The organism is Mycolicibacterium peregrinum (assembly GCF_001665625.1).
Lineage (GTDB): Bacteria > Actinomycetota > Actinomycetes > Mycobacteriales > Mycobacteriaceae > Mycobacterium > Mycobacterium peregrinum_B.
Genome location: NZ_LZSY01000088.1, coordinates 20,694 through 37,592, shown reverse-complemented (window position 1 = coordinate 37,592; position 16,899 = coordinate 20,694). Strand labels below are relative to the sequence as shown.

20 protein-coding genes are annotated in these 16,899 nt (G+C 67.5%); 8 read left to right on the top strand and 12 right to left on the bottom strand.

Annotated elements, in window-relative coordinates:
* Positions 1–45: 45 nt before the first annotated feature.
* From A5779_RS12500 to A5779_RS12485, 4 genes are read right to left on the bottom strand one after another with little or no spacing between them, the layout of a single operon-like run.
* A complete protein-coding gene (locus tag A5779_RS12500) occupies positions 46–789 on the bottom strand; it encodes a phosphoglyceromutase (RefSeq protein WP_064882256.1) in 744 nt (247 codons plus the stop codon).
* Between the two features lie 23 nt (positions 790–812).
* Entirely contained in the window at positions 813–1,325 is a 513-nt protein-coding gene (locus A5779_RS12495; protein ID WP_064882255.1) for a type III secretion system chaperone family protein, read from the bottom strand.
* 25 nt (positions 1,326–1,350) lie between these two features.
* Positions 1,351–2,658 (bottom strand): D-inositol-3-phosphate glycosyltransferase, encoded by a 1,308-nt coding sequence (gene mshA, locus A5779_RS12490; protein WP_064882253.1) that lies wholly within the window; start codon positions 2,656–2,658, stop codon positions 1,351–1,353.
* Positions 2,659–2,668: 10 nt separating this feature from the next.
* Positions 2,669–4,027, bottom strand: a complete 1,359-nt coding sequence (locus tag A5779_RS12485; protein WP_413784911.1) for an ROK family protein — start codon at positions 4,025–4,027, stop codon at positions 2,669–2,671.
* Between the two features lie 190 nt (positions 4,028–4,217).
* Here A5779_RS12485 and A5779_RS12480 point away from each other — a divergent pair, with 190 nt between their 5' ends.
* Positions 4,218–4,982 (top strand): SDR family oxidoreductase, encoded by a 765-nt coding sequence (locus A5779_RS12480; RefSeq protein WP_064882250.1) that lies wholly within the window; start codon positions 4,218–4,220, stop codon positions 4,980–4,982.
* A gap of 144 nt (positions 4,983–5,126) precedes the next feature.
* Here the strand turns inward: A5779_RS12480 and A5779_RS12475 are convergent, their stop codons facing one another.
* Both A5779_RS12475 and A5779_RS12470 read right to left on the bottom strand, forming a co-directional pair.
* The gene (locus A5779_RS12475) at positions 5,127–6,455 is read right to left on the bottom strand and encodes a L,D-transpeptidase (RefSeq protein WP_064882249.1); all 1,329 of its coding nucleotides are present in this window, start codon (positions 6,453–6,455) and stop codon (positions 5,127–5,129) included.
* A gap of 6 nt (positions 6,456–6,461) precedes the next feature.
* Positions 6,462–7,553: a UDP-N-acetylmuramate dehydrogenase gene (locus A5779_RS12470; protein WP_064882247.1), complete on the bottom strand. Its 1,092-nt coding sequence runs from the start codon at positions 7,551–7,553 to the stop codon at positions 6,462–6,464.
* Between the two features lie 26 nt (positions 7,554–7,579).
* On the opposite strand from A5779_RS12470, the gene A5779_RS12465 reads away from it, so the two are divergent.
* The 5 genes from A5779_RS12465 to A5779_RS12445 are packed head-to-tail and all read left to right on the top strand — an operon-like array spanning position 7,580 to position 11,175.
* Positions 7,580–8,086, top strand: a complete 507-nt coding sequence (locus tag A5779_RS12465; RefSeq protein ID WP_064882245.1) for a DUF2505 domain-containing protein — start codon at positions 7,580–7,582, stop codon at positions 8,084–8,086.
* A gap of 23 nt (positions 8,087–8,109) precedes the next feature.
* Positions 8,110–8,622, top strand: coding sequence for a DUF2505 domain-containing protein (locus tag A5779_RS12460; protein ID WP_064882333.1), 513 nt, complete (start codon positions 8,110–8,112; stop codon positions 8,620–8,622).
* A complete protein-coding gene (locus tag A5779_RS12455) occupies positions 8,597–9,406 on the top strand; it encodes a class I SAM-dependent methyltransferase (RefSeq protein ID WP_064882331.1) in 810 nt (269 codons plus the stop codon). The genes A5779_RS12460 and A5779_RS12455 overlap by 26 nt, the downstream gene beginning before the upstream one ends.
* Before the next feature lie 54 nt (positions 9,407–9,460).
* On the top strand, positions 9,461–10,276 hold the full coding sequence (locus tag A5779_RS12450; RefSeq protein WP_064882243.1) for a carbon-nitrogen hydrolase family protein: 816 nt from the start codon (positions 9,461–9,463) through the stop codon (positions 10,274–10,276).
* On the top strand, positions 10,273–11,175 hold the full coding sequence (locus tag A5779_RS12445) for an LmeA family phospholipid-binding protein (RefSeq protein ID WP_064882241.1): 903 nt from the start codon (positions 10,273–10,275) through the stop codon (positions 11,173–11,175). Before A5779_RS12450 ends, A5779_RS12445 begins: the two co-directional genes overlap by 4 nt.
* Positions 11,176–11,208: 33 nt before the next feature.
* Here A5779_RS12445 and deoC read toward each other — a convergent pair whose 3' ends face one another.
* From deoC to A5779_RS12415, 6 genes are all read right to left on the bottom strand, one after another.
* Positions 11,209–11,889, bottom strand: a complete 681-nt coding sequence (gene deoC, locus A5779_RS12440) for a deoxyribose-phosphate aldolase (protein WP_064882239.1) — start codon at positions 11,887–11,889, stop codon at positions 11,209–11,211.
* The gene (locus A5779_RS12435; RefSeq protein WP_064882237.1) at positions 11,889–12,308 is read right to left on the bottom strand and encodes a DUF2599 domain-containing protein; all 420 of its coding nucleotides are present in this window, start codon (positions 12,306–12,308) and stop codon (positions 11,889–11,891) included. Before A5779_RS12435 ends, deoC begins: the two co-directional genes overlap by 1 nt.
* Positions 12,309–12,312: 4 nt before the next feature.
* Positions 12,313–12,597, bottom strand: a complete 285-nt coding sequence (locus A5779_RS12430; RefSeq protein ID WP_064882235.1) for a DUF2516 family protein — start codon at positions 12,595–12,597, stop codon at positions 12,313–12,315.
* 73 nt (positions 12,598–12,670) lie between these two features.
* Positions 12,671–13,312, bottom strand: coding sequence for a hypothetical protein (locus A5779_RS12425; RefSeq protein ID WP_064882233.1), 642 nt, complete (start codon positions 13,310–13,312; stop codon positions 12,671–12,673).
* A 60-nt stretch (positions 13,313–13,372) separates the two neighbouring features.
* Positions 13,373–13,777, bottom strand: coding sequence for a helix-turn-helix domain-containing protein (locus A5779_RS12420; protein ID WP_055110485.1), 405 nt, complete (start codon positions 13,775–13,777; stop codon positions 13,373–13,375).
* Between the two features lie 89 nt (positions 13,778–13,866).
* Positions 13,867–15,195, bottom strand: coding sequence for a DUF445 domain-containing protein (locus A5779_RS12415; RefSeq protein ID WP_064882232.1), 1,329 nt, complete (start codon positions 15,193–15,195; stop codon positions 13,867–13,869).
* Positions 15,196–15,301: 106 nt separating this feature from the next.
* Here A5779_RS12415 and A5779_RS12410 point away from each other — a divergent pair, with 106 nt between their 5' ends.
* On the top strand, positions 15,302–16,006 hold the full coding sequence (locus tag A5779_RS12410) for a TetR/AcrR family transcriptional regulator (protein WP_055110487.1): 705 nt from the start codon (positions 15,302–15,304) through the stop codon (positions 16,004–16,006).
* Between the two features lie 4 nt (positions 16,007–16,010).
* Entirely contained in the window at positions 16,011–16,877 is an 867-nt protein-coding gene (locus tag A5779_RS12405) for a polyphosphate kinase 2 family protein (protein WP_064882230.1), read from the top strand.
* Positions 16,878–16,899 lie beyond the last annotated feature (22 nt).

The window sequence follows — 16,899 nt, the reverse complement described above, 5'->3', positions numbered from 1 at the left end:
CCTCGGTAACCTGCTGTTTGCCCGCAAGCCTGCGTGTCCAGCGAACTATTTCTTGGCGCCCTGCGCGGCGACCGCGGCGGCACCGGCAGCGGCCGCCTCGGGGTCGAGGTACTCACCGCCTGCGACCAGGGGCTTGAGGTTCTCGTCCAGGTCATAGCGCAGCGGGATGCCGGTCGGGATGTTCAGGCCGACGACGTCCTCGTCGGACATTCCGTCGAGGTACTTGACCAGCGCACGCAGCGAGTTTCCGTGGGCGGCGATCAGGACCGTCTTGCCGGCCTTGAGGTCGGGCACGATCGTCGCCTCGTAGTACGGCACGAACCGGGTCACGACGTCCTTGAGGCATTCCGTCAGCGGGCCGCCACCGATGTCGGCGTAGCGCGGATCGGCGTCCTGGCTGAACTCGCTGCCCTTCTCGATGGCCGGCGGCGGGGTGTCGTAGCTGCGCCGCCACGCCATGAACTGCTCTTCGCCGTATTTTTCCTTGGTCGCGGCCTTGTCCAGGCCCTGTAGCGCGCCGTAGTGCCGCTCGTTGAGCCGCCAGTCGCGGTGCACGGGGATCCAGTGCCGGTCGGCGGCATCCAGCGCCAGGTTGGCGGTGGTGATCGCGCGACGCAGCAGCGAGGTGTAGACCACGTCGGGCAACACGTCGTTCTCGACCAGCAGCTGGCCGCCGCGGACGGCCTCGGTGCGGCCCTTGTCGGTGAGGTCGACGTCGACCCATCCCGTGAACAGGTTCTTCTGGTTCCAGTCGCTCTCACCGTGGCGGAGCAGGATCAGCGTCGGCATGCGTGTGATCTTCTCACGAGGGCTCAGTCGTCGATCAGACGCTCTTCTATCAGATGTTCAAAGGCTTCCAGGTTCTTCAGCGACTCTCCGCGTGAAACCCGCCACTCCCACTCTTTCTGGATGGATGAGCGGAAACCCAGTTCCAGCAAGGTGTTGAAGTCGGAGTCGACGGCCTCGAGCACCTGGCCGAGCACCCGGTCGATCTCCTCGGCGGTGACCGCATGCAGGGCCATCCGGCCGACGAGGTAGATGTCGCCGACATTGTCGAGGGTGTAGGCGACGCCGTAGAGCCTGCGGTTGCGCTTGAGCAGGAATCGGTAGACGCCCTCGAAGTTCTCGTCGGGCTTGCGGCACACGAACGCCTCGACGCGCACCGAATGCTCACCGATGCTCAGGATGGTGTTGGTCTTGAGCTTCCGTTCGCCCGGCAGCTCGACGACGATGCCGGGCAGGCCGCCGCGTGCGCCCTCGTGGTGGTGGTAGACCAGCTCGTGCTCGTCGAGGCTGTCGGTGATGATCTTTGCGACGTCGCTCATGATGCGGTTCCCTCGCAGGCTTCGCTCATAAGGCCCGCACCCCACGGCGCAGCGCGAACCGGCGCCCCGGACGCCGGCCCGACGGCCTGCGATGCCGGGACCGGTAGTCACTCATGGCATGGGCATAGCTGTTCAGCAGGGCGTCGACGGTGTGCGCCCAGGAGAACTGTGCGGCGTGGGCCGCGGCGGCCAGGCGCAACGGACCCGGATCGCGTTGCAGCACGCCGTCGATGGCAGCCGCCCAGTCGTCGACGTCGTGTCCGTCGACCAGGGCGCCGCTGACCCCGTCGGCCACCGCGACCGGCAGACCGCCGACCGCGGCCGCCACCACGGGCGTCCCGCAGGCCTGGGCCTCGATCGCGACCAGGCCGAACGACTCGGAGTAGCTGGGCACCGCGACCAGATCGGCGGCGCGATACACGTTGACCAACTGTTCGCGGGACTGCGGCGGCAGGAACGTCACGCGGTCGGTGATACCCAGTTCGTCGGCAAGACGAACCAGGGTGTCGGGCTCGGCCAGGCCACTGCCCGACGGCCCGCCGGCGACCAGCACCCGGACCCCGGGCAGTTTCGCGGCAGCCCGCAACAGCACGTCGGGCGCCTTGAGCGGCTGGATGCGGCCCACGAACGCCACCACCTGCTCGTGGGACGCAATGCCCAGGACGGCCCGTGCCGCATCGCGATCACCCGGGGTGAAGGCATCCAGGTCCACCCCGGGATGCACTACATCGATCCGTCCCGGATCGGCGTGGTGCAGCGAAACCAGCTGCTGTGCTTCATGTTCGGTGTTGACGATGAGTCGGTCGGCCTCGTCGACCACCTGCTGCTCCCCCACTGCGCGCAGCGGCGGCTCGGGCGAATCACCGGCGGCGAGTGAAGCGTTCTTCACCGCGGCCAGGGTGTGCGCGGTATGAACCAGCGGCACCGCCCAGCGGTCCCGGGCCAGCCAGCCGACCTGACCGGACAGCCAGTAGTGCGAGTGGACGACGTCGTAATAGCCGGGCTCGTGTGTCGCCTCGGCGCGCAGCACCCCCGCGGTGAACGCGCACAGCTGCGTGGGCAGGTCGTACTTGTCCAGGCCCTCGAACGGCCCGGCCACCACATTGCGCACCAACACCCCCGGCGCCACGGGCACCACCGGGGCATCCGACGAGGAGGTGGCCCTGGTGAAGACCTCCACCTCGACGCCACGACGGGCCAACTGCAACGCGGTCTGCAGCACGTAGACATTCATCCCGCCGGCATCACCGGTGCCCGGCTGCGCCAGCGGCGAGGTGTGTACGGAAATGACCGCAACGCGGCGGGGAAGCTCGAGGTCTGACGCTAGACGCACACCTCTATGTCTACACCGCGGCTATGCCGGCCCCGTTCGCCGACCGGCGGGTTTGGGCACGCCGCATGGCGCCGATCGGATCCGCGTAGAGACCGCCCAGCGAAACGATGCCGGCACTGGCCTCCTGGACCCGGTTACCGAAGGCCGTCAGCCGGATGTCACGGGGCCCCAGCACCGAGCGGCGCGTGACGGCGTCCTCCACGACGGGCATGCCTTCGGGGTATTCGGTGAAGGCCTGGCCCCCGAGCACCAGATCGTCGGGATTGAGCAGATCGCGCAGGAGCGCGACGGCCTCGCCGAGCACGCGGGCCCGGTCGGCCAGCAGCTCGACCGCCTTCTCGTTACCCTGCCGGGCCGCGCGAAGCACCGCGGGCAGCGTCGAGGAGGGACCTTCGGCCGGGATGATCCGCAGTTTGCGGGCCGCGTTGAGCACCGCCTCGTCACTTACCGTGGTCTCCAATTGCCCTGAGCCGCCCAGCAATTCGGATTGCGCAGGCAGACCGGCGATGGTGCCGGGACCGCTGGCCGGAGAGTGCACCCGGCCGTCGATCGAGAGCGCATAGCCGACGGTTTCGCGGGCATAGACATAGAGGCTGGTCCGGGCCGGAGCGCCGGCGGCTTCCGGGGAGGAGCGGCGTCCCCCCAGCAGCAGTTCGGCACCGGCCATCGCATCGACATGCGAGGCCACCGACACGGGCAGCGCAAGCGCTTCGGCAAGCACCGGGCCCACCGGGGCATCGGCCCAGCCCAGCCGCGGGTGGTCGAGGTATCCGGTGGCGCTGTCGACGACGCCACCGGCGGCGACACCGACCCACAGCGGGCGACGACGGTGCCAGCGGCTCAGGTACCGGCGGGCGCTGGCAGCCAAGGTGGCCAATGCTGCGGACTGGGGCCCCGACGGGGTCGGCGTCTCGACCACGTCGAGCGTGCGGCCGAACAGGTCGGTGGCCACGATGCTGGTGGTGCGCGCACCGATGTGGATGCCGAGCGTGAGGTAGGGCTCGTGATTGACCTCGACGGGCACCCGGGGCCGTCCGATGGCCCCGGAGACCGCGAGATCGGCACGCTCACGCAGGATTCCGGCGTCGAGCAGCGCGGTGACCTGACGGTTGACGGTCGCGATGCTCAACTGCGTGAGCTGCGCGATGGCATCCCGGGCGATGGGCCCGCGGGTGCGGACGGCGCTGAAGACCGAGGCCGCGGCGGCGTCGGGCACCTTCAGCGACGGCGCGACGATGTGCAGCAGCCGCGACTGCGGGTAGCGCGAGGCGGCGGACAGCGACCGAGCGGTCCGCGTGGCGGCGCCGTTCGAAGAGACGGCAGCGGAACGGGCAGAAGAGCGGCGGGGAGCGGCGATGGCGGTGGTCACGTGAATGGTCCTTACTGATTGTCGACTGGTGGGTTGAAGACCACACCTGGCGACTCAGCAGGACGTGAAAAGGTGTCCGGGTTCAGTCAGGCGCGGCGGGGTGCGCAACAACAACACGCACGCCGCACGAAGCGGGACTGGAGGTTTCCGGACACACGAAGAACTTAGCACGCCATCTAATGTTGGTCATGTGACGACATCACAGTCAGAAAAAAGGGTCGCAGTGGTCACCGGCGCCAGCGCCGGGATCGGTGCCGCAACCGCCAGATCCCTTGCCGCCCTGGGCTTTCACGTGGTTTGCGCGGCCCGTCGGGCCGATCGGATCCAGGCGCTGGCCGACGAGATCGGCGGTACCGCGATTGTGGCGGACGTCACCGACCAGGCCTCCGTCGACGCCTTGGCGGCCCAGTTGGACCGGGTGGATGTGCTGGTGAACAACGCCGGCGGGGCCCGCGGGCTGGAGCCGGTGGCCGACGCCGAGATCGACCACTGGCGCTGGATGTGGGAGTCCAATGTGCTGGGCACCCTGCGCGTCACCCGCGCACTGCTGCCCAAGCTCATCGACTCCGGCGACGGGCTGATCATCACCGTCACCTCGATCGCCGCCGTCGAGATCTATGACAACGGGGCGGGCTACACCTCGGCCAAGCACGCCCAGGGCGTCCTGCACCGCACCCTGCGCAGCGAATTGCTCGGAAAACCCGTGCGGCTCACCGAAGTTGCGCCCGGGATGGTGCAGACCGACTTCTCGCTGAACCGCTTTGACGGAGACGAGGAGCGAGCCGAGAAGGTCTATGAGGGGGTTACCCCGCTGGTGGCCGAGGACATCGCCGAGGTGATCGGTTTCGTCGCCTCACGCCCGTCTCACGTCGACCTCGACCTGATCGTGGTCAGGCCGCGTGACCAGGTCAGCGGGGCCCCCGGGTCGCGCTTCAACCGGAGGTTGAACGACTAACCCAGTAACCGGAGGTTGAACGACTAGCGCAGTAACCGGGGGTTGAACGACTAGCCCGGTAACCGCACCTGACAACCGCGAAAGCAACGCTCTGGTCGTTGGCGCAATGCCGCAACGACCACAGCGTTGCTTTCGGCGCAGGCATCAACCGCCCGGCGTGGGCTTCGGCGGCGTTGTTGTCGTCGGGGTACCGGACAGGGTGGGCGCGTCGGTCGGCGTCGCCGGCGCGCTGGCCGGCAGATTCGACGGCGAATCCTCCGAGGACAGCGCGGACATGGACTTCCACTCGTTCCAGTCCACCGCCCAGTCCCAGAGGTCGCCGTCGGCGTAGGACAGCTGGATCCGGGTCCCGGTCACCTCGACCGGGTCGCCGTACATCGCGCTGTTGAAGTACTGCTGCGAGTTCTCCAGGTTCAGGTTGATGCAACCGTTGGTCACGTTGGTGTTGCCCTGCGAACCGATGCTGTTCGGGTTGCAGTGGATGAATTCGCCGTTGTTGGAGATACGCACCGCGAAGCGTTCGTGCACATTGCTGTACCCGGCGGCCGGGTTGGTCATCCAGAAGTCCTCGTACTTCTCGGTGACCACGTGGATGCCGCTACGCGTGACGTTGCGGTCCAGGTCGCCCTCGCCGTAGCTGCACGGGAAGTCCATGATCACCGCGCCGGATCCGTCGAGCACCTGGATGCGGTGGCTGGAGGCCTCGGCCTTGACGACCTGGCGGCGGCCGATCTCGATGTCGAGCGTCGAGTCCGCCGCACCGTAGGCGCCGTCACCGAAGCTGACGCCGTACAGCGGCGCGTTGACGCTGACCTTGGTTCCGGCCGGGTAGTACTCCCGGGTGCGCCAGTGCACGCGCGAGCCCCCGGCCTCGTCGGGCAGCCATGCCCAGCTGCCCTCGACGGGCGGGGTGGTGGTGACCTGAAGAGCTTTTTCGACGGTCGCCCGGTACTTGTCGTCGATCGCGGCGTCGAACTGCAGGATGATCGGCGCGGCCACGCCGACGACCTGGCCGTCGGCGAGCTGGAACTGGCCGTTGACCTGTTTCTGCGGGGCGACGGTGGAGAACTTGCCCTGCACGGATTCGGACTTCCCGTCCTGGCCCACCACGGCACCCGCCCACGTGTAGGTGGATTCGTAGCCGAGGGGTTCGGTGACAGTGAACGCGGTGCGGTCGCTGTTGAATTTGCCGGCGACGACCTTGCCGTTGGCGTTGGTCAGGCTGACGCGCTGGAACACGCCGTTCTCGACCTTGACGCCGACCGGCGCCGTCGGCAGCACGTCATCGGAGTCGGCGGCAGGCTCGTAGGTCACCGTCGGCGCCACCGGCCCGGCTGCCTCAGGTGCCGAGACGGGCGACTTTCCCGAGCAGGCAGCCAGCAGTCCGGCTCCCATTCCGACGGTCAACACCGTCAGGGCACGCCGCCGATTGAACAACGGCGCATCCGCCTCTATATCACCGCCAGGGCTCACGTGGATCTAGGGTACTGATAGATCGCAGCCAATCAGAATCGGTTCTGGGTGCAGCGTGATCCCGAAGCGGTCCAAAACACCCGCCTGCACCGCTCTGGCCAGGGCAATCACATCGGCAGTGTTCGCCTCGCCACGATTGGTCAGAGCCAGGGCATGCTTGGTGGAAAGCCGCGCCGGAGCGCCTTCACCGGGGTAGCCCTTACCGAAGCCGGCGTGCTCGACGAGCCAGCCCGCCGCGAGCTTGACCCCGTCGGGTGCCGGGTAATGCGGCACCGCCCCGGCCGCTCCGTCCTGGCCTGCCTCGAACGTGGCCTGTACCCGCTCGAACTCGGCCTGCGACACCACGGGGTTGGTGAAGAACGACCCGACGCTCCAGGTGTCGTGGTCATCGGCGTCGAGCACCATCCCTTTGCCGGCACGCAACTGCAGCACGGTCTGGCGAACACGCGTCGGGTCGGCCCGGTCCCCGGGTTCGACTCCCAGCGCGGTGGCCAGTTCGCGGTACCGCAGCGGTGCGCTGCGCCCCGTCGGATCGAGGGCGAACTCGACTTCGAGCACGATGACGGCATCGGAGTGTTTGAGGATGCTGGTGCGGTAGCCGAACTTGAGTTCTTCCGGTGCGGCCCAACGGACTTCGCCCGTGCGCCGGTCGAGCAACCGCACCCGGCTGATGGTGTCGGCGACCTCGGCGCCGTAGGCACCCACGTTCTGCACCGGGGTGGCCCCGGTCGAACCCGGTATCCCGGACAGACATTCGAGGCCGCCCAGCCCATGATTGAGGGAGGACACGACGACGTCGTCGAACACGGCGCCGGCCTCGGCGCGCACCATGTTGCCCTCGACGGTGATCGCAGTGTTGGCCACCCGCACCACGGTGAGATCGGGCATCGTCTCGGAGAGATCGTCGGCCAGCACCACGTTGGATCCGCCGGCCAGCACCAGGATCGGGTCGGCGACCGCGCGCAGCACATCGATCAGCTGATCGGTGCTGGTGCAGGTCAGCACTCTGCGAGCCACCGGACCGACGCGCAGCGTGGTCAGCGGGGCCAGCGCAACCGACTCGGCGACCGCGACCCCGGCAACATACGAACTGACCACGGGCCGTAACGGTAGCCTGACCAGCTATGCCGCGATCATTCGACATGGCCACCGATTACGAAGCCGGCGTCGAACAGGTCCACCGGGCATTCGCTGACGAACAGTATTGGTTGGCCCGGCTGGCCGATTCGGGGGCCGACGAAGCCACTCTGGACGCCCTGACCGTGTCCGACGACGGCGAGATCAAAGCGGTCACCACGCAGATCCTGCACGCAAACCGGCTGCCCGGGCTGGTGTCACAGTTTCACCGCGGCGATCTGAAGATCCGCCGCGAGGAGCACTGGCAGCCGATCTGTGACGGCGCGTCCCGCGGCACGGTCCAGGGCTCCATCTCAGGAGCACCGGTGTCGCTGTCCGGGTCCGCGACACTGACGGGGACCGACGGCGGGTGCCGCTTGTCGGTGCACATCACGGTCGAGGTGAGGGTGCCGCTGGTCGGCGGCAAGATCGAGAGTTTCATCGGTTCGCAGCTGGTCGACCTGTTGACCGCCGAGCAACGATTCACCTCGGGGTGGATCACCGATCACAGCTGAATCCGGCGGTACGGTCGGTAGCCATGAGCCGAAGCCGGCAGTCGACGTTGAGTTTCGACGCACCCGCCGAGACGATGTACGCCGTGTTCGCGGACGGCGATTACTGGCAGGCCCTCATGGACCGCTACGACGACCTCACGCCCGGGAAATCCGACATCACGGCGTTCAGCTCCGACGGGAGCGGGATCGAGGTCGAGTTCCGGCAGGTGCTGCCGCGCGAGGAATTGCCCGCCCTCCTGCGATCGGTGATACCGCTCGACATGGCCATCACCCGCAGGCAGATTTTCGGCCCCTTCGACCCGCAAGGCGTGAAAGGCCATTACGCCGCGTCGGTCTCACACGTCCCGGGCCGGCTCGACGGCCGCTATGTGCTCACCGGGGCGTCGGCGGGTAGCCGGCTCGAGGTCGACAGCATTTGCAAGGTGCCGATGCCCCTGGTCGGCGGCAAGCTCGAAGACATGGTCCTGCAGTCCGTCAACGAGGTTTTCACCATCGAGGGGGCGTTCACCGCTGAGTGGATCGCCGAGCACGTCTAGACCCGTCGGCGCGGTCACCCGGGGCACCACCGGATACAACCGGCTGCGCCGCAGTGACCGTTGGCTGGTGCACTCGCCGCGGGTACGCAGTGTGTTGCGGGCCGCGACCGATCCGCTGGTGGTCGATCTCGGGTACGGCGCGCTGCCGGTGACCACGCTCGAACTGGCCGCGCGACTGCAGTCGGTGCGTCCCGACGTGCGGGTCGTCGGCCTGGAGATCCACCCGGAACGGGTGGCCACCGCCCGCGCGATGTCCGGGGCCAGCGACGTTCACTTCGCCCTCGGCGGGTTCGAGTTGGCCGGGCTGCGACCGGTGCTGGTGCGGGCGTTCAACGTGCTGCGTCAGTATCCGGTCGAGGCGGTGCCGGATGCCTGGGCGACGATGTCGCGCCGGCTCGCGCCCGGTGGGCTGATCGTCGACGGGACCTGCGACGAGCTGGGCCGCCGATGCTGCTGGGTGCTGTTGGACGCGGACGGGCCGGTGACCCTGACCCTGGCGTGTGACCCGTTCAGCATCGAGCGGCCGTCGGATCTGGCCGAACGGCTGCCCAAGGTGCTGATCCACCACAACGTCGAAGGTCAGCCGATCCACGCGCTGCTCGGCGCCGCCGACCGGGCGTGGGCCAGCGCGGCCGGGCACGGCGTGTTCGGACCGCGGGTGCGCTGGCGGGCCATGGTCGAGCTGTTGCGCACCGAGGGATGGCCGGTCGCCGCGCCGCGCCGCCGGTTGCGCGACGGAGTGCTCACCGTCCCGTGGGGCGCCGTGGCGCCAGCCACAAATTAGGCACCGTGGCGCCAGCCACAAATTAGGCACCGTGGCGCCACTAAACTGATCCGCATGCGAATTGCCCTGGCGCAGATCGCCACCGACACGGACCCGTCGTCGAATCTCGCACTGGTCGACGAGTACACCCACCGCGCCGCCGCTGATGGCGCGCGGTTGGTGTTGTTCCCCGAGGCCACGATGTGCCGCTTCGGGGTGCCGCTGGGCCCTGTCGCCGAGAACCTCGACGGACCGTGGGCGACGGCGGTACGCGAGATCGCCGCGCGGGCCGGGGTGGTGGTGGTGGCCGGGATGTTCGTCCCCAGTGACGACGGTCGGGTCACCAACACCCTGATCGCAACGGGCCCCGGCGTCGATGCGCACTACGACAAGATCCACCTGTACGACGCCTTCGGGTTCGCCGAATCACGCACTGTGGCACCGGGTTTCGATCCGGTGACCATCACGGTCGACGGGGTCACGGTCGGCCTGAGCACCTGCTACGACATCCGATTCCCCGAGCTCTATGTGGAGCTGGCCCGTCGCGGCGCCCAGCTGATCACCGTGCATGCCTCATGGGGGTCCGGGCCCGGCAAGCTGGAGCAGTGGACCCTGTTGGCCCGCGCCCGGGCGCTGGACACCACCGGCTTCATCGCCGCGGTGGACCAGGCGTATCCGGGCGACGAGATCGCCAAGGTCGGGCCGACGGGCGTCGGTGGCAGTGTGGTCGCCTCCCCCACCGGTGAGGTTCTCGCCGTGGCCGGGGCCGAGCGGGAGTTGCTGGTTTTCGACGTCGACCTCGACGCCGCCAACCAGGTCCGGGACACCATCGCGGTGCTGCAGAACCGCTCACAGTTCGCTCAGTTCGGTAAGGCACAATCGCTGGGGTGACCGATCCCTGGGCTCGCCCAACCGACCAGTCCCCGCCATCGCCTACCCAGGAGCTGCCTCCGCAGCCCCCGACGGCTCAGCCGGGTCAGGTCGACGAACCGGCACCTGCAGCTCCCCAGCCGCAGGGCCCGGAGAGCCCCTCGGCACTGGCGAAGATCAAGAAGCTGCTGTCGGATCCGTTGTCGGTGGTGCTGGTCTTCGTGATCGTGGTGGCTCTGGTCGCCGCCGGCGTGCTCGGCGGTGAGCTGTACGCCCGCAGCCGGGCCGACAAGATCGTCGCCTCGATCGTCGAATGCATCGTGCAGGACGGTGCGAAGGCCTCGTTCGACCCGCTGCCGCCGTTCCTGATGCAGCACGCGAGCGGCCATTACACCAACATCAACATCGAGACCGCGGGCAACCAGATCCGCGAGGCCAAGGGCATGCAGGTCAAGCTCGGCATCGAGGACGTGCGCATCCAGGAGACCGCCGATTCCAGCGGCACCGTCGGATCGCTGGTCGCCGACATCACCTGGGGCACCGACGGCATCCGCCAGACGGTGGCCGACATGGTCCAGCTGCCGTTCATCGGCTCGGCCATCTCGGATGTGAAGACCAACCCTTCGAACGGGACGATCGAGCTCAAGGGCCTGCTCGGCACCATCACCGCCAAGCCCACGGTGGTCAACAAGGGCATCTCGATGCAGATCGTCGACCTGAGCGCGATCGGACTGTCGTGGCCGCGCGAGACGCTGCAACCCATCCTGGACAAGTTCACCGGCCAGCTGACCGAGAACTATCCTATGGGAATTCACGCCGACAGCGTGCAGGTCACCGACAGCGGCGTGGTGGCGAAGTTCTCGACAAAGAACGCGTCGATGCCGAAACCCGCCGACGATCCCTGCTTCGACAAGCTCTGAGTTTTCCCGCGTTTGGTATGCCTGACTCCGCGCTCAGCCGGTGAGGCCGTCGAGCACCGCCCTGGTGCCCGACAGGCCGAGCCGGGTGGCTCCGGCGTCGAGCATCGCGACCGCCACGTCGGCGGTGCGGATGCCGCCGCTCGCCTTGACCCCCACACCGTCACCCACCGCGCGCGCCATCAGTTCGACAGCCCGGGTGGAAGCGCCCCCGCAGGGGTGAAAGCCGGTGGACGTCTTGACGAAGTCGGCTCCGGCGCCGACGGCGGCCCGGCAGACGTCCTGCAACAACGCCTCGCTGCCGAACTCCAGCAGCGCCGCGGACTCGACGATCACCTTGAGCGTGGCGCCCGGCACCGCGGCACGTACCTCGGCGACCTCGGCCGCGGTCGCGTCGAGGTCGCCCATCAGCGCGATCCCGACGTCGATCACCATGTCGATCTCGGCGGCGCCCGCGGCCACCGCCAGGTGCGATTCGCGGGCCTTGATCTCGGCCAGGTGTTTGCCCGATGGGAAACCGGACACCGCGGCCACCGCCAGGCCGGACGGGGCCGCCGCGGCCGCGGCGGTGACCAGCGACGGTGACACGCATACCGAGAACACCCCGAGGTCGGCGCCTTCGGCCACCAGCTTCTCGACGTCGGCCACGGTGGCCTCGGGCTTGAGCAAGGTGTGGTCGACCAGGGCCGCCAGTTGAGCGCGGGTGTAGCTGCCCATCAGAACGGTTCCTCACTGCCGCCGGGATTGCATCCGCTGGCCAGAATCACCTCGGGGGCGACCTCGGGCCGCCACGGCTCCAGATTCCAGCTGGTCTTGCCGGGCTCGGTGAGTTCGGCGAACGTCCAGTGACACACGAACTGTTCACGCATCCCGGGTAGGTCGGCATCGGGCGACAGGGCCAGCACCTCGGCCCAGGCTTGGTCGGCCTGCGCGACGTTGCCAGGCTGACGGGCCAGCTCCCGGGCAGCGTCGGTGGGATAGACGCGCAGGCTCGACAGGTCACGCCATTTGGCCCATTCGACGTGGTCGACGTAGACGTGGTCGGCAGCCGGGTCGGCGGCAGCGACGGGGATCGAGGTCAATGTCGCGCCCAGCGCGAGACAAGCCGCGCCGAACGCAGCCAGTGACGAACGCATCAGGTCAGCGCGACTTTCCCTGGATTTCGAGCAGCTTGGGCCGCACATCGACGAGGTAGACACCGGTGGCGCAGGCCGCGATGACGGGGATGAACACACCACCCACCAGCAGCGTCAGCACCGCGCTCACACCCAGGATGGCCAGCCATACCGGCTTGGTGAGCTTGCCGGTGGCCGTGTAGGCGTCCGGACGCTGCATCGCCGCATGCACGAAGGCGTACACGGTCACGAGAACGACCACGTAACCGAGTACGGAAATAATGAGGCCCGCAAGGTTGGCAAGTTGCACCTCACCAGCCTATGCGGGCCTCATCGTCAGCGTCGACCGACGGGGCTCAATGTCCCGCCGATCGACACCGGTATTACTTCTGGGTGACCTTCTTGGCCGGAGTGGCCGTGGTCTTCTTGGCGGCCGGGGTGGCAGCCTTCTTGGCCGGAGCAGCCGGGGCCTTCTTGGCCGGGGCGGCCTTCTTGGCGGGGGCCGCAGCAGCGGGGGCCTCGGCCTTTTCGGCCTTCTTCGGCAGCTCGACGCCGACCAGCTTGGCGGCGCGCTCGCCGACCGCGCGGGTCTGGGTCGCCACGGTGCCCAGAGCCTCCTGGGTCAGCTCGGAGACCTGGTCGGTGTAGCCCTCGACCCGGCTGGCGGCCTCTTCGATGGCCGGCTGGTTGCGCAGGCGCTCCAACGCGGCCTCGCCACGCTCGACCAGCTTGTTGTAGGTCGCGGTGGCCTGATCGGCGTAGCCCTCGGCGGCCTTGCGCAGCTCGTCGGAGTTCAGCTTCTCGCGCAGCTCACCGAACTGGGCCGGCAGCTCCTCCTGCAGCTTGTTCAGGCGGGCACGGCTCTCCTCGACGCGGGCCTCGGCATCGGTGCGCGCGCCTTCGGCACGCTCACGCAGGCTGGCGACGATCTCGTTGACCGTGGCCAGGGCCAGGTCGGCAGCGCCGACGGCGGCCAACAGCGGGGCCTTGAGGTCTTCGATGGTGGGCTGAGTCTTCTCGGTCATGCGAATTCCTTTCTCAGGATGGCTTTTCGTGCGAATGGTTATCGGTCAGTTGGTGAGGTGTCAGTCAGTCGGATCAGATGTCTGCTCCTCACCTGCTTCGGCTTCGTTCTGCTGCCGGAACGATGTGTAGATATCGAGCAGCACCTGCTTCTGCCGCTCGGTGATCCCCACGTCGTTGACGATGGCGTCGCGGACCTCGCTGGGCTCGCTGGGCTCCAAGATCCCGGCGCGCACATAGAGGACTTCCGCGGACACCCGAAGTGCCTTCGCGATCTGGTTGAGCACGTCGGCGGAGGGTTTCCGCAATCCCCGTTCGATCTGGCTCAGGTAGGGATTGCTGACGCCGGCCTTCTCGGCCAACTGCCGAACCGATACCTGCGCCGCCTCGCGCTGGGCCCGGATGAAGCTTCCGATGTCCTGCGCAGCGTTGGAGACGACAGCGGCGAGATTTTCGTCTTGCGCCATGTCATTCCCCTCGTAGGCCGTGTATCCGTTAACGACAAAATTCACGCTACGACGGGGTGCTAACTTTTGCAAGCACTAGTTAGCGCAGGTCAGAAGAGTAGTTGGGCTACCGAATAGATGATCAGGCCCGCCAGCGATCCCACCACCGTGCCGTTGATCCGGATAAATTGCAGGTCACGGCCCACATGCAGTTCGATCCGGCGGCTCGCCTCGTCGGCGTCCCAGCGTTCGATGGTCTCGGTGATGATTGCTGTGATCTCGGTCCCATACTCCGCGACCAGGTGTTTCGCCCCTCGGATGATCCAGCTGTCGACCTTGTCGCGTAGCTCGGCGTCGTCACGCAGCGACTCCCCGATGCGCATCACCGAGTCGGCGATCCGGGTGCGCAGCGCCGAGGACGGGTCGTCCACCGACTCCAGGATGATCCGCTTGGCCGCCGCCCACGCGCTCTCGGCCGCCCGCGTCACCTCGTCGCGACCCATGATCTGTTCCTTGACGTTCTCGGCGCGCTGAATCGTCGCCTCGTCGTTCTGCAGATCGTCGGCGAACTCGAACAGGAACCGGGTCGCCGAGCGGCGCAGCTCGTGGTCGGGGTTGCGCCGCACCTTGTCGGTGAAGTCCATGAGCTCCCGGTGCATCCGCTCCCCGACCAGGTGGTCCACCCAGCGGGGCGACCACGTGGGCGAATCCCGCTCGATCACCCGCTCGATCACCTCACCGGAGTTCAGCGACCATTGGAACGCCCGGTCGCACAACAGCTGGATCAGTGCTTCCTGGCGCCCCTCCTGCAGCAGCGTGGACAGCACCCGGCCGATCGGTGGTCCCCATTTGGGCTCGGCGATGCGCTTGACGATCATCCGGTCCAGCACGTGCTGGACGTCCTCGTCGCGCAGCATCTCGACCCCGACCCGCAGCACGGTCGACGCCTCGGCGGCCACCCGCTCGGCATGCGGACGGTCGGACAGCCACTTGCCCAGCCGGCCCGCGACCTGGGCGTCGTGAAGTTTGGTGGCGATCACCTCGGGAGACATGAAGTTCTCCCGCACGAACGTGCCCAGACCCTCGCCCAGCTGGTCCTTCTTGCGCTTGATGATCGCCGTGTGCGGGATGGGCAGGCCCAACGGATGCTTGAACAGCGCGGTCACCGCGAACCAGTCGGCCAGCGCGCCGACCATGCCCGCCTCGGCCGCGGCCCGCAGATAACCGACCCAGCCGGCCGCGCCCCGCGACTGCGCCCAGGTGCACAGGAGGAAGATCACCGTGGCGCCGACCAGGAAGCTCAGCGCTACCAGCTTCATCCTCCGCAAACCCCGTAGGCGTTCGGCGTCGGCAGCGCTGTCCGCACCGGCCAGCGTTTCGGCAAAACTTTGCCGCGGGCCCGCATTCACGCGGACTCCGGCGTCGGTTCGATGTGCCACCTTTCCATCTTGCGCTATCGCCGCGACTGACGGCCTGACCCTCAAGCCGGTAACCGCAGATTCGCCGTAGTATCAAGTGGAACTAGGGAATGGGACTACTGCGACAGTGGCACAGCAGACTCCGCCGGTGACGGTGAAGACCGATGGACGCAAACGGCGCTGGCACCAACACAAGGTGGAGCGGCGCAATGAGCTGGTAGACGGCACCCTCGAAGCGATCCGGCGCCAGGGCAGCAACGTCAGCATGGACGAGATCGCCGCTGAGATCGGCGTTTCCAAGACGGTGCTGTACCGCTACTTCGTCGACAAGAACGACCTCACCACCGCTGTGATGATGCGGTTCGCCCAGACCACCCTGATCCCCAACATGGCTGCCGCCCTGTCCTCGAATCTCGACGGATTCGATCTGACCCGCGAGATCATCAAGGTCTACGTGGAAACCGTTGCCGCCGAGCCCGAGATCTATCCGTTCGTGATGGCGAACAACTCGGCCAGCAAGAGCAAGGCCGTCGCCGATTCCGAGCAGATCATCGCGCGCATGCTCGCCGTCATGCTGCGCCGCCGCATGGCCTCGGTCGGCATGGACACCCGTGGCGCCGAGGCGTGGGCGTTCCACACCGTCGGCGGGGTCCAGCTGGCCACCCACTCCTGGATGTCGAACCCGCGGATGACCGCCGATGAACTGATCGACTACCTGACCATGCTGTCGTGGAACGCGCTGTGCGGCATCGTCGAAGTCGGCGGCTCGCTGGAGAAGTTCAACTCACTGCCACATCCATCACCGGTTTTGCCGCCACAACTGCTTGACTGATCGGGTGAGCGACAGAGATCTGCCTGCCCTGTGGACCCACGAACCACATGACCAGCTGGCTTTCCGCCCCGGCGACGAGGTCGCCCGCATCGACGCCAACAGCACGCCGGGATTCCGCGGGAACAAGAGCGATGCGCCCACCCTGCAGACCGAACGCAACATGCGCTTCGCCTCGCTGCAGGAAATGCTCTACGCCCGCAGCAAGAGTGGTGACGACAACCGCTCGGTGCTGCTGATCCTGCAGGGCATGGACACCGCAGGCAAGGGCGGGATCGTCAAACATGTTGTGGGAGCGGCAAATCCGCAGGGCATCCGCTATACCAGTTTCGGCAAGCCCACCGAGGAGGAGCGCGCCCACCACTACCTGTGGCGGATCCGTAACGCTCTCCCGCCGGCCGGGCACATCGGGGTGTTCGACCGCTCGCACTACGAGGACGTGCTGATCGTCCGCGTGCACAACCTGGTGCCGCCGGACGTCTGGGGCACCCGCTACGACGAGATCAACGCCTTCGAACGCGAATTGGTCGATGCCGGCACCACCCTGGTGAAGGTGGCCATGTTCGTCTCACTCGCCGAGCAGAAAGCGCGGCTGGCCGAACGACTGGAGCGGCCCGACAAGTACTGGAAGTACAACCCGGCCGATATCGACGAGCGGCTGCTGTGGCCCAAATACCAGGAGGCCTATCAGGCCATGCTGGAGAAGACCTCCACCGACTATGCGCCCTGGCACATCGTGCCGTGCGACAAGAAGTGGTACAGCCGGCTGGCCATCACCGAACTGCTCATCGAGGCACTCAAGGGCCTCAACATGTCGTGGCCGCCTGCCGACTTCGACGTCGAGGCGGAGAAGAAGCGGTTGGCTGAGGCCTGAGTTTCTTTCGCCGGGCCCGGCT

Bases quoted from the DNA above. Each gene is read 5' to 3' on its own strand.
- A5779_RS12495 (WP_064882255.1), bottom strand. From the start codon at position 1,325: ATGAGCGACGTCGCAAAGATCATCACCGACAGCCTCGACGAGCACGAG.
- A5779_RS12465 (WP_064882245.1), top strand. From the start codon at position 7,580: ATGCCGCGATCATTCGACATGGCCACCGATTACGAAGCCGGCGTCGAA.
- A5779_RS12500 (WP_064882256.1), bottom strand. From the start codon at position 789: ATGCCGACGCTGATCCTGCTCCGCCACGGTGAGAGCGACTGGAACCAG.
- A5779_RS12460 (WP_064882333.1), top strand. From the start codon at position 8,110: ATGAGCCGAAGCCGGCAGTCGACGTTGAGTTTCGACGCACCCGCCGAG.
- A5779_RS12420 (WP_055110485.1), bottom strand. From the start codon at position 13,777: ATGGCGCAAGACGAAAATCTCGCCGCTGTCGTCTCCAACGCTGCGCAG.
- deoC (WP_064882239.1), bottom strand. From the start codon at position 11,889: ATGGGCAGCTACACCCGCGCTCAACTGGCGGCCCTGGTCGACCACACC.
- A5779_RS12435 (WP_064882237.1), bottom strand. From the start codon at position 12,308: ATGCGTTCGTCACTGGCTGCGTTCGGCGCGGCTTGTCTCGCGCTGGGC.
- A5779_RS12450 (WP_064882243.1), top strand. From the start codon at position 9,461: ATGCGAATTGCCCTGGCGCAGATCGCCACCGACACGGACCCGTCGTCG.
- A5779_RS12425 (WP_064882233.1), bottom strand. From the start codon at position 13,312: ATGACCGAGAAGACTCAGCCCACCATCGAAGACCTCAAGGCCCCGCTG.